We start from the raw sequence: 13,189 nt of genomic DNA, 5'->3' as shown, positions 1-13,189 counted from the left end.
GAATTCTCCCGCTGGCATGGCTGCGCGATGCGCTGTTCGCATCTCCGACCGGTAATCTTCCGCCGACGCGGCTGCGCGACGGACAACACTCAGAGGACTTCGCCGTCCCTCGTCCTCTTGCGCAAAGCCGGCCTGCTCGACTGGGCGAGGTCCTGCCACATCTCCGACAGACCGGCTATGGTGCGCGCCGCGAACAATGTGCGGATGGAGACCTCGTGGTTCAACTCCGCCCGGATCAGGCCGACCAGCCTGATCGCCCGCAGCGAGTTGCCACCGAGATCGAAGAAGTCCTCGTCGATTCCCACCCGGTCCAGTTCGAGCACATCGGCGAACGCCTCGGCCAGAACCCGCTCGGTGCGGTTGCGCGGTGCCCGGTACCGCCCGTCATCGAACTCGGGCTCCGGCAGCGACGCCCGGTCCACTCTCCCATTGGCCGTCACCGGCAGGCGTTCCAGCACCATGAACACCGACGGCACCATGAACTCCGGCAACCGCCCCGCGGCGAACCGGCGCAGCTCTTCACCCGAAACGGCCTGGCCGCCCACCGCGACCGCATAGGCCACCAGTCGCTGCTGCCGGGAGTCGTCCTCCCTGACGACCACCACCGCCTGTGCCAGCCCGGTGTGCTCGGACAGCGCCTCTTCGATCTCGGCCAACTCGACCCGGACACCTCGTACATCTGCCTGGGCGCCGGCCCGGCCCACGTACTCGAGCCGGCCATCGGTGCCCCAGCGCACCCGGTCTCCGGTCCGGTACATGAGCCCGCCGGCCGGACCGAAGGGGCAGGGCACAAACCGCTCCGCGGTCTGCCCGGGCCGCCCGGGACAGCCACGCGCCACACCGGGCCCGGCCACATACAGCTCTCCGGCCACGCCGACGGGGACCGGCGCCAGCCCCGGCCCCAGCACATAGAGGGCGGTGTTGTCCATCGGGCGGCCGACCGTGCCCGCGTGGTGCACCGGTTCGTCCGGCGCCAGGCGGTCGCATGCGGCGAACACGGTCGTTTCCGTCAGACCGTGACCATTGACGATCGTCAGCTTGGGGCAGGCTTCCCGCACGCGTCGTACCGCGTCCGCGGGCACATGGTCACCACCGGTCCACACCTCGTGCAATCCGGCAAGACACTCGGGGCTTTCTGCCGCGATGGCCGAGAACAGGCCCGCGGGCAGCCATACCGTGGAGATCTCGCTCGCTGCTCGCAACTCGGTCAGCACATCGATGTCCAGCTCCCCGGGAGGAGCCACGACCACCCGGCCGCCGTTCAGCAAAGGCACCCACAGTTCGAGGGCAAGCGCGTCGGAGGTGTGCGGCGCATGCCACAACACGGTGCTGTGGCCGCCCTCTTGCCAGTGGCGGTCCAGGACGAACTGCTCCATGTTCCGGTGCGTCACGGCGATTCCTGTGGCCGCACCGGTCCATCCGGAGCCGTATATCACGGCCAGCAGGTTGTCCCGGCGTGCCAGAACCGGAATCTCCTCATCGTCGGTGGTCTCCGACCGGATGTCGTCGAACACAACCACCGGAACATCCGGACCGAGGGAGAGCACTTCGGCTGTCGCCGCATCGGTGAGCAGTACGCGTACCGACGCATCGCCGGCCACCGACCTGATCCGCTCCGCCGGGAACGCGGGGTCGACCGGCAGATAGGCTCCGCCCGCCTTCACCACCCCCAGCAGGGCAACGGCCAGGTCCACCGATCGGGGCATCGCCACCGCCACGACCGTCTCGGGTCCGACGTGCCGCCGTCGCAACGCCTCGGCCAGGCGGTCCGACCGCTCATCCAGCTCCCGGTACGAGACCGCCGAGTCCCCGGAGACCATCGCGACGGCATCGGGAGCGCGCTCCACCTGGCGGGTGAACAGCTCCGGGACCGTCAGCCCGGGCACCGGTACCTCTGTGTCGTTCGGTGCCGTCAGCACCCGGTCCCGCCCGGCACCGCTCACCACATCCAGCGCACCGACCGGCTGCGCATCGGCGGCCAGCACGGCACGGATGTGCGCGATCAGTTCCTCGCCGATGAAGCGCAGTTCCGCACGGGAGTAGAGGTCCGCGGGGGCGTCGAGCCGGATGAACAGGTCACTGTCGGCGCTCCCGTCGGTGTAGACACCGATCGACAGTTCGTCGAAGGTCCCGGTCGTCGCGCCGAGGTGGCGCGCCGGGTTGCCGGCGAAGTCGAGTTGCTCCGCGAACTCGACGATGTTGAGGACGGCACCGAAGCTGCCGCGACCGCTCAGGACGGCTCCGCTCGCGCGCTGGATGTCCGAGTAGTGGCAGGCGGTGTGACCGAAGATCTCATACGTCTCGTCGACGATCGCGTCGGCGATCTCGGAGAAGGTCGCACCGAGCGGAACCCGCAACCGCACCGGCACCACGTTCACCGCCAGGCCGGGCGTTCTGCTCGCCACCCCGACCCGGTTGCCCACGGCCAGCGAGAGGAGGAACTCCGGACGATCGCAGCGGTGCCGGAAGAACACCGCCGCGGCCGCGGTCAGCATCGATGACATCCACACGCCCATGGACTTCGCGGTCTCGGTCCACGCGTCCGCCTCGGCGCGCGGAACGGTCAGCGTCCGGCTCACCATGCCGATGGATTCGGACACCTCTGCCCAGCGGTCGGCGTTGCTCATCGGTTCGGAGAGCGCGGACCGCATCGAGTCGGGCAGGGCGATGCGCGGAACCTGCGCGGGCACGGGCGCATCCGCCAGATAGTCGCGCCAGAACTCCGTGTCCTCGGTGAACTTCTGGGAGGCGAGGTACTCCACTGCCTCGGTTGCGAACGACTCGGCATCCCATGGGTGCGGCAACTCCGGCACCTTCTCGCCCCGCACCAGCGCCGTGTACACCTCGGCGAGGCGCCGCGACAGCAGGCCGCCCGCGCCGAACCCGTCCGATATGAGGTGGTGGTAGGCGATCACCAGGAGAGAACGGGTCGCCGCGAGTCTGACCACACCCAGCCGGAACAGCAAATCCCGCTCCAGGTCGAACGGCTGCCGCACCATGTCGGCCAGCGCTTCACGCGCCGCCTGCTCGGGATCGGCCTCGGCGCTGAGGTCCAGGAAGAACGGCCGCCAGTCCCCCAATTCCCGGGGTGTCAGCCGCAGTCCGCTGCCGTCGTCGGTGAAGTTGACGCGCAGCACTTCCGCCTCGCCCATCACATGCAGGAAAGCGGATTCCATGACCGCCGCGTCCAGTTCACCGTCCACATCCCACATGGTCAGTGCATGGTTCAGCGTGTCGGAAGACATTTTCTGCGCCAGCCACAGCCCTTTATGCGCAGACGACGCACCGAACGAACGCACACGGATCAACCCCTCAGCAACAGGCCCGGAAATCGGGGGAATTCGCGGATCACCTCCACCTTCACGGAAGTGGATCAGCCGGTCAAGACAACTTGGTGCCGGGGCGGGACAAACCGCTGTGGAACTTGCGGTGTCCCGTCGACAGGACGGCCCTACGGGGCGGAAAGGCCCCCGGAACACGGTCGGTTCACTGCGGATCGCGCTTGGCCATCGAGGACCTGATGTGCCCGGCGACCAGTCTCGGTGACGGGTTCCGCAGCACCAGATTTGCCCTCAGCTTGAGTCCGGTCGAGGCGGCCAGGCGTTTACTCAGCTCCACCGACAGCATCGAGTCGAATCCCATGTCCTTGAACTCCTGGTCGGGGTCGATGGATTCGCCGGAGGAGTGTCCGAGTACGGCAGCGACCTTTTCGAGGACGTGGTCCAGCACGAGCGCCTCCGCGTCACCGTCGGGAAGGGTGGAGACCCTGTCCGACAGGGCGACGGGCTGGTCATCGTCTGCGGGCGGCTCCGCCGCGGGCACCTCCGCCGCCACCGCCGTGTGCGAGGAGTTCAGCCAGTACCGGGTCCGCTGGAACGCGTACGTCGGCAGGTCCACCCGCCGACGCTTCCCGAGCAGGGTGTCCCAGTCCACGGACCCGCCCCGGACGTGCAGCTGAGCCAGCGAGCCGACCACGGCCTCCACCTCCCCACGGTCCCGGCGCGACGACGACAGCACCACCGCGTCGTCCACGTCCTCGACCATTTCCTGCACCGGGACAGTCAGAACGGGGTGCGGGCTCATCTCGATGAACACCCGGAAACCGTCGTCGGCCAGCCGCCGGACGGAAGATTCGAAGAGGACCTTCTCGCGCAGGTTGTTGTACCAGTAGTCACCGTTCAGCTCTGCGGTATCGATGACTTTGCCGTACAAGGTCGAGTAGAAGGGCAGCGTCGACGTTTTCGGGCTCACATCGGACAGCGGGCCGGTCACCTGGTCGCGGACCCGGGTCACCTGGTGTGAATGGGAGGCGTAATCGACCGATATCCTCCGGGCCTGAGCGCCTTCGGCCTTCATCTTCTCGATGAATTCGTCGAGTGCGTCCGGTTCTCCGGACACCACCACCGAGCGGGGTCCGTTGACAACGGCGATGCTCACCCGGTCGTTCCACGGAGTCAGACGTTCCGCCACGACATCCGCGGACTCCGTGACCGACGCCATCCCTCCATGACCGATCAGATCCACCAGAGCCTTGCTGCGGAGCGCCACGATTTTGGTGGCGTCCCTCAATGACAGCGCACCACACACACAGGCGGCAGCTATCTCGCCTTGACTGTGTCCCACCACTGCGGCCGGATTCACACCCCAGGACCGCCACAGGGCGGCCATGGACACCATCACCGAGAACAGCGCCGGCTGAACCACATCCACCCGGTCCAGTGTTGGCGCCCCCTCCACGCCACGCACCACATCGAGCAGCGACCAGTCGACCCACTCGGCCAATGCGGCCGCGCACTCGTCGAGGGTCTGCGCGAAGACCGGGAACGTGTCATACAACTGTCGGCCCATACCCACCCATTGAGAGCCCTGCCCGGGAAACATGAAGACGACACCACCGAGGTTCCCGGCGACACCACGCACCACCGCGGCGGACTCCGCGCCGTCGGTCAACGACCCCAAACCGTTCAGCAACTCGTCCCGACTGCGCCCCAGCACCACCGCACGATGCTCGAACCGCGACCGGCTCGACACCAACGACCAAGCGGCATCAGCGACATCCACACCTGGATCAGCCGTGGCGAAATCGCGCAGCTTGCCCGCCTGCCGCTCCAGGGCCGCCGTGTTCTTGCCCGACAGCACCCACGGCACCAGCCCGCCGAGAACCGTTGGGCCCGGACCGCGCCCGTCCGTCTGTTCCAGCGGCGGTTCCTCTTCCAGGATCACATGCGCATTGGTGCCGCTGACTCCGAACGACGACACCCCGGCCCGCCGCGGCCCGCCCGCCCGGGTCCACTCGCGCCCCTCCACCAGCAGTTCGACCGCACCGGAGGACCAGTCCACGTGCCGTGAGGGCGTATCCACATGCAGGGTCTTCGGCAGGAACCTGTGGCGCATGGCCATCACCATCTTGATGATGCCGGCGACCCCGGCGGCGGCCTGGGCGTGACCGATGTTCGACTTCATGGACCCCAGCCAGAGCGGCCTGTCCTCACCCCGGTCCTGCCCATAGGTCGCCAGCAGGGCGCCCGCCTCGATGGGGTCCCCCAGCACGGTGCCGGTGCCATGGGCCTCGACCGCGTCCACCTCACAGGGCGCGACCCCCGCGTTGGCCAGTGCCTGCCGGATCACCTTCTCCTGGGCGCGGCCATTGGGCGCGGTCAGCCCGTTGCTGGCGCCGTCCTGGTTCACTGCGGAACCGCGGATGACAGCCAGCACCGGGTGTCCGTTGCGGCGGGCGTCGGACAACCGCTCCAGCAGTAGCACACCCACTCCCTCGGCCCAGCCGGTCCCGTCGGCGGAGTCCGCGAAGGACTTGCACCGGCCATCGGCCGACACACCGCGCTGCCGGGAGAACTCCACGAAGATCGCGGGCGTCGACATCACCGACACCCCGCCCGCCAGTGCAAGCGAGCACTCCCCCGCACGCAGTGACTGCACCGCCAGGTGCAGGGCCACCAGCGACGACGAACACGCCGTGTCCACCGACACCGCCGGCCCGGTCAGCCCCAGCTCGTACGCCACTCGGCCGGACGCGACGCTCAGCGCGCTCCCGTGCAGCAGGTAGCCCTCCAGCTCGTTCTTGTCGCCTTCCAGGAAACGCAAGCCGTACTCGGACGAGCTGACCCCGGCGAAGACACCCACGTCGGCCCCGCGTACATCAGCGGGAACGATGCCCGCCCGCTCGAGGACCTCCCACGACGTCTCCAGCAACAGGCGCTGCTGCGGATCGATCGCCAGCGCCTCACGCGGACTGATACCGAAGAAATCCGTGTCGAAAGCGGCCACATCGGTCAGAAACCCGCCCCGGCGCACATAGGAGCTGCCGACCGCATCCGGGTCCGGGTCGTACACGTCCCGCCATCCGCGGTCCGCCGGGAATTCATCCACTGCGTCCACACCGCCGCGGACCATGTCCCACAGCTCCTCGGGCGACGACACACCTCCCGGGTAGCGGCAGGCCATAGCCACCACTGCGACCGGCTCGACACGGCCGGCCTTCAGGGCGTCGTTCTCCTGCCGGAGGCGGTCCCGCTCCTTCAGCAGCATGCGCAGCGCCCGCTCGACCCGGTCCCCACCGTCCGCTGCGCGATCCGCGGCGTCGTTCATGTCACTTTCCCCTCTCGTCCAGAGCCAGGTCGACCAGTGCTTCCAAGTCCATCGCATGCAGTTCGCCCGCACCGGTGGCCGCGTCCGGCACCCGCCCGTCGGCGTCCGGCCGAAGCGGGCCGGCGCATTCCAGAACCAGCTCCAAGATGCCCGCGCTCCGCAGCCTGTCGACCGAGAGGTTCTGCAGCACTTCCCGGATCTCCGCGTCCTCAGCCGAGCTTGTGCGGGCCGCCGGCTCCGGACGCAGCAGGCCGGATATGTACTGGCTCAGCTCGCGTGGTGTCGGGTAGCTGAAGACGAGGGTGGACGGCAGGCGCAGTCCGGTCGAGGAAGCCAGGCGGTTGCACAGTTCGACCGAGGTCAGCGAGTCGAATCCGAGGTGGGTGAACGCCTGGTCGGCCTCGACGGCCGTGCTGGACGAGTGTCCCAGCACGATGGCGGCCTGCTCGCAGACCCAGTCGAGGACGGCTGCCTCCGCCTCGCCCTCCGACAGGACGGCCAGCCTGGCGGACAGACCGAGGGGGCCGCTGTCCCTGGCCGTGCTCGTCCGGGTCCGGAGCGGACGGCTGCCGTCGACGAGGTCGTGCAGGAGGAGCGGCAGTTCGTCACCGGTCTTGTTCCGCAGCGCGGACAGGTCCAGCCGGGCCGGGATGAGCACGGGCTTGTTGATCGCGCTCGCCGAGTCGAACAGGGCCAGTGCCTCGGGTGTCGGCATCGGGGCGACGCCCAGCCGCCGGACCCGTGAGAGGTCGGCCTGGTCCAGGTCCGCGGTCATGCCGCTGCTCTCCTCCCACCAGCCCCAGCACAGCGAGGTGCCGACCAGGCCGGACGCCCTGCGCTGCGCAGCCAGGCCGTCCAGGAACCCGTTGGCCGCGGCGTAGTTCGCCTGTCCCCCGGTGCCGAGCGTGCCCGCCAGTGCGGAGAACAGGATGAACGCCGAGAGGTTGAGTTCCCTGGTCAGCTCGTGCAGGTTGACCGCACCGCCGGCTTTGGCGCGCAGCACGCGGTCGAGGCTCTCCGCGGTCAGCGACTCGACGGTGCCGTCCGCCAGCACACCCGCCGCATGCACGACCGCTGTCAGCGGGTACCCGGGGGGCATGTCCGCGAGCATGTCGGCCACGGCGGCCCGGTCCGCGACATCGCATTCCACGACCCTGACGAGCGCGCCTGCCCCCTCCAGGTCCGAAACCAGCTCGGCAGCCCCGTCGGCCGCCATGCCCCGACGGCTCGCCAGTATCAGGCTCCGCACATCGTGTTCAGCGACCAGGTGCCGTGCCACCAGCGAACCCACTCCCCCGGTCCCGCCGGTGACCAGCACGGTCCCACCGCCGAAGCCGCCGCCCAGGTCGAAAATGATCTTCCCGACGTGGCGGCCCTGGCTCATCTCGCGGAACGCCTTGCGCGCGTCGCGGATGTTCCGGACGGCGATCGGGTTCAGGTGCACCCGCCCGTCGGCGAAAAGCTTCATGACGGCACGGAACATCTCGTGGATCACGTCCGGGCCCGCCTCGTAGAGGTCGAAGGCCTGGTAGTCGACTCCGGAGTGGTCGGCTGCCACCTGCTGGGGATCGCGGATGTCCGTCTTACCCATCTCGACGAAGCTTCCGCCCTCGGGGAGCAGCTTCAGCGAGGCGTCGACGAAACCGTGTGCGAGGGAGTTCAGCACGACGTCCACACCGCGACCGCCCGAGGAGGCCAGGAACGTGTCCGTGAACTCCAGATCCCGCGACGATGCCAGATGCGCGTCGTCCAGCCCCAGCCCCCGCAGGGTGGGCCACTTGGCCGGGCTCGCGGTTCCGTAGATCTCGGCACCGACGTGTCTGGCCAGTTGAACGGCGGCCATTCCCACACCGCCCGCCGCGGCGTGGATGAGGATCCGTTGGCCCTTCTTGAGGTTCGCCACGTGGAAGAGGGCGTAATAGGCGGTGAGGAAGGCGCCCGGCACGGACGCCGCCTCGGTGTAGCTCCACCCTGCGGGGATGGGCATGAGCAGGCGATGATCCGCCACCGCCACCTTTCCGAAGGCGCCGGAGAAGACGCCCATCACCCGGTCGCCCGGTGCCAGACCGGTGACGTCGTCCGCCACCTCCAGGACGGTCCCGGCGCCCTCGCCGCCGATCCCGGCGTCGAGGGCCGTCCTCTCCACCAGTCCCAGGGCGATCGTGACGTCCCGGAAGTTGAGCCCTGCGGCGTGAACGGCGATACGGACCTGACCGCTCGTCAGGGGCGCCTCCACCTCGGGGCAGGGAACCCAGGTCAGGTTCTCCAGCGTTCCCTTGCTCGGAATGCCCAGCCGGTGGGCACCGGCCGCCGGCGGTTCGATCTGGTTGTTCGCAAGTGAGGCGCGTGTCATGCGGGGGACGAGGTACGCCCCACCGCGCAGGGCCAGTTGGTCCTCACCGAGGGCGAGCGCGTCCGGGAGGAGTGCCCAGGATGTCTCCTCGTCGTCGACGTCCACCAGCCGGAACCTGCCGGGGTGCTCTGTCTGGGCGGACCGGATAAGGCCCCATACGGACGCGCCGGGGAGGCTTTCGACGCTCTCCCCGCCACCGGTGTCGAGGGCCAGGCGGGTGAGAACCACCAGCGTGGATCCGGTGAGCGACTCCTCGGCGAGGAACCGCTGGACCGAGTCCAGCACGCGCGTGTCCGCGCTGCCTACCGTGGCGAGCAGACCGGGGTCGGCGTCGACAAGATCGTCCAGGCAGAGGACGAGGTGCCGGGGCACCTCCCCCAGGAGGACGTCGTCGATGGACGCGTAGCACACGACGCTCTCGTCACCCGCCTCGGAGAGGCGGGAGGCCAGGCCGTCCTTTGCGCCGAGAACTCCCCACGACTCGCGGTGGGTTTCCCGCTCGCTCTGCCGGACCGGTCGCCATTCCAGTTCGAACAGCGACTGCTCGTGCCCGCCGTGCGCCGAGTGGAGTTGCTCGGCGCTCGCCGGCCGGAACGTCAACGCCCCGATATGAGCGATCTTGCGGCCGTGCTCGTCGGCGACCGCCACCGACACGGCGGCGCCGCCGGCCGGGGATACCCGGATCCTCACGGTCGAGCCGCACTCTCCGGCCTGGTCCACCCCGGACCACGAGAAGGGCATCCACCCCTGCTCGCCGCTGATCTCGAGGACACCGCCGGCCACCACCGCGTGGAGCACGGAGTCCATCAGTGCCGGATGCAGGGCGAACCCGCCACCGGCCGAGCCGTCGGCGGTCATCGGCAGCGTGGCCGTCGCGAAGAGATCGTCACCGCGCTGCCACACTTCGCGCAGCCCGCGGAAGGCCGGACCGTAGTCAAAACCCGCGTCCGCGAAGGAGTCGTACAGACCGTCGGTGTCGAGCTGCTGCGCCCCGGCCGGTGGCCACACGGCGAGTGATCGCGCGTCATCGGTCCACGCGGCCATCGGCGCCGTGCCCAGTGCCAGACTCCCCGTCGCGTGACGGGTCCAGCCGCCGGCCGTTCGGTCGTCGCCGCCGGGACGCGAGTACACGTCCAGGGAGCGGCCTCCCGTCTCGTCCGCAGCACCGACGACGATCCGCACCTGCACATCGCCCGAGCCGGGAAGGATCAGGGGAACCTCCAGGGAGAGTTCCTCGACCGCCGCACACCCGACGAAGTCGCCCACCCACAGCGCCAGGTCCAGGTAGGCCGTCGCCGGTACGACGACCGCACCGAACACGGCGTGATCGGCCAGCCAGTCGTGGGTGGGCAGGGACCACAGGCCGGTGAACACCACCTCGTCGGTGCCGGGGTGGTCCACCACGGCACCCAGCAGCGGGTGCTCCGGAGTCGACAGCCCGGCCGCGGCCACGTCCGCCGTACCCATCCCGGCCAGGAAGTCCAGCCAGTACCGGGTCCGCTGGAACGCGTACGTCGGGAGATCCACGGACCGACGCGTCCCGAACAGGGCACCCCAGTCCACGGACCCGCCCCGGACGTGGAACTGGGCCAGCGCGCCGACCAGCGTCTCCACCGCCCCGCGGTTCCGCCGCGACGACGACAGGACCACCGCGTCGTCCACGCCCACACTGGCGAACGCCTCTTTGGTGATGCTCGCAAGGGTCGACCCCGGCCCCACTTCGAGAAAGACGGTCGCACCGGCCGCACGGGCGCATTCCACCGCGGTGAAGAAGCGAACGGGTTCGCGGACGTGGTTCACCCAGTGCGTGACGGACGTCAGCTCCTGGAGCGTGGCCTCGCGGCCCAGCCTGGTCGAGACGACCGGGATCGCCATGCGCCCCGCGGGGAGCTCGCCGATCGATCCCGCGAACTCCTCAAGGATCGGATCCATGAGCGGGGAGTGGAACGCGTGGTCGACTTCGAGCAGCTTTGCCGAGGTGCCGCCGGCGACGAGTTGTTCCCGGAGCGCGACGACCTCGTCGCGGTTGCCCGAGACCACCACCGATTCCGGGCCGTTGACGGCGGCGATGCCGACGCGGTTGTACGGGCCGAGCAGAGCGCTCACCTCGTCTTCCGAGGCGCGCACCGCCAGCATGGCGCCGCCCTCGGTAACCGTCTGCATGACCCGTCCGCGGGCGGCCACGAGCCTGGTCGCGCCGTCCAGGTCGATGGCGCCGGACACATGGGCGGCGGCGATCTCGCCGACCGAGTGGCCGATCAGCTGGTTCGGCTGCCCGCAGTAATGCACCAGGAGCCCGTACAGGCTGACCTGCAGGGCGAACAATGCCGGCTGCGCAACATCGGTTCGCAGGGCTTGGGCCTCTGTGGGCGCGTCGGCGAGGAGCAAGGGCTTCAGGGCGTAGGGCAGATGTGTGTCAAAGCGTTCGCAGACCTCGTCGAGGCTCTGTGCGAAGACGGGGAAGGCGTCGTACAGCTGCCGCGCCATGCCGACCCACTGCGATCCCTGCCCCGGGAACATAAAGACCGTTCCACCAAGGTCCCCGGCGACACCGCGTACCACCCCGGCGGACTCCGCGCCGTCGCCCAACGACGCCAGACCGCTCAGCAGTTCGTCCCGATCACGGCCCAGCACCACCGCACGGTGCTCGAACCGCGACCGGCTCGACACCAACGACCAACCCACGTCGGCGATATCCGCACCCGGGTTGGCGGCGGCGAAATCGCGCAGCTTCTCAACCTGTGCCCACAGCGCCCCTTCCGACCGTGCCGACACGACCCACGGCACCACCCCGCCGGGCATCTGACCGGCGGCGTCGGGCACCGTCCCTTCCTCCGGCGCCTCCTCCAGAATCACATGCGCATTGGTGCCGCTGGCCCCGAAGGCGGACACGCCCGCCCGCCGGGGCCGCCCCGGGGTGCTCGGCCACGGTCGGGCCTCGGTCAGCAGCTCCACCGCCCCGGCCGACCAGTCCACATGCGTCGTCGGGCGGTCCACATGCAACGTCCTGGGCATCGTCCCGTCGCGCATCGCCATAATCATCTTGATGATGCCGCCGACGCCCGCGGCCGCCTGCGCATGGCCGATGTTGGACTTCAGCGAGCCCAGCCACAGCGGCCGGCCGGGATCCCGGTCCTGCCCGTAGGTGGCCAGCACCGCCTGCGCCTCGATCGGATCGCCCAGCGTCGTACCGGTCCCGTGGGCCTCCATCACGTCCACATCGCTCGCCTGCACCCGGGCGTTCGCCAACGCCGCCCGGATCACCCGCTGCTGCGCCGACCCGTTCGGCGCGGTCAGCCCGTTGGACGCCCCGTCCTGGTTGATGGCCGAGCCCCGGATCACCGCCCAGATCCGGCGCCCATGGCGCCGCGCGTCCGACAGCCGCTCCAGCACCAGGACCCCGACGCCCTCGGAGAAGCCGGTGCCGTCCGCCGCCTCGGCGAACGCCTTGCACCGGCCGTCCGCCGCCAGGCCCCGCTGCCGCGACATCTCCCGGAGGACCTGTGTCGTCCCCATGACGGTGACGCCCCCTGCCAGGGCCAGCCCGCACTCCCCCTGCCGCAGCGACCGCACCGCCTGGTGCACCGCCACCAGCGACGAGGAGCACGCGGTGTCCGTCGACAGCGCCGGGCCCTCCAGGCCCAGCGCGTATGCCACGCGCCCGGACGCCACGCTCAGCAGGGAACCGGTCTGCCCGTAGCCCGCGATGGTCTCGGGGGTGAAGAAGTGGTTCCCGTACCCGAAGTACGCCAGACCGGCGAAGACGCCGGTGTTACTGCCGCGCAGGGTCTGCGGGTCGATGCCGGCTCGCTCCAGGGACTCCCACGAGGTCTCCAGCAACAACCGGTGCTGCGGGTCGGCGGCCAGCGCCTCGCGCGGGTTGATCTCGAAGAACTCGGCGTCGAAGTCACCCGCGTCGTACAGGAATCCGCCGGAGCGCGTGTAGCAGGAGTTCGGCCGGTCCGGATCCGGGTCGTACAGAGTCTCCAGGTCCCAGTTGCGGTCGTCCGGCAGGTCCGACACCGCGTCCCGGCCCTCCCGCACCAGGTCCCACAGCGCCTCCGGGGAGACCGCGCCGCCCGGGTAACGGCAGGCGACACCCACGACCGCGATGGGCTCGGCGGCGGCCTCCGTCAGCTCGTTCAGGCGCCGGCGTGTTTCGATCAGCTCGATCGACGTCCGCTTGAGGTAGTCGAGAACATCAGCGTTGTTGTCGTTTGTCATCGCTCT

At 69.5% G+C, this 13,189-nt stretch carries 3 protein-coding genes; all 3 read right to left on the bottom strand.

The annotated features are described in order from the left end of the window. Positions 1 to 89: 89 nt before the first annotated feature. Positions 90 to 3,299: an amino acid adenylation domain-containing protein gene (locus ACIHFE_RS19245; RefSeq protein WP_400108083.1), complete on the bottom strand. Its 3,210-nt coding sequence runs from the start codon at positions 3,297 to 3,299 to the stop codon at positions 90 to 92. A gap of 187 nt (positions 3,300 to 3,486) precedes the next feature. Further along, positions 3,487 to 6,606, bottom strand: coding sequence for a type I polyketide synthase (locus ACIHFE_RS19240; RefSeq protein WP_400108082.1), 3,120 nt, complete (start codon positions 6,604 to 6,606; stop codon positions 3,487 to 3,489). 1 nt (position 6,607) lies between these two features. Beyond that, positions 6,608 to 13,183 carry a type I polyketide synthase gene (locus tag ACIHFE_RS19235; protein WP_400108080.1) on the bottom strand — a complete coding sequence of 2,192 codons (6,576 nt, stop codon included), beginning with the start codon at positions 13,181 to 13,183 and terminating at the stop codon, positions 6,608 to 6,610. Positions 13,184 to 13,189 lie beyond the last annotated feature (6 nt).

Source organism: Streptomyces sp. NPDC052396, assembly GCF_044593195.1.
Lineage (GTDB): Bacteria > Actinomycetota > Actinomycetes > Streptomycetales > Streptomycetaceae > Streptomyces.
This window is presented reverse-complemented; position numbering and strand designations above follow the sequence as displayed.

Excerpts from the sequence above, each read along its gene's own strand:
- ACIHFE_RS19240 (WP_400108082.1), bottom strand. The coding sequence starts at position 6,606 with ATGAACGACGCCGCGGATCGCGCAGCGGACGGTGGGGACCGGGTCGAG.
- ACIHFE_RS19235 (WP_400108080.1), bottom strand. The coding sequence starts at position 13,183 with ATGACAAACGACAACAACGCTGATGTTCTCGACTACCTCAAGCGGACG.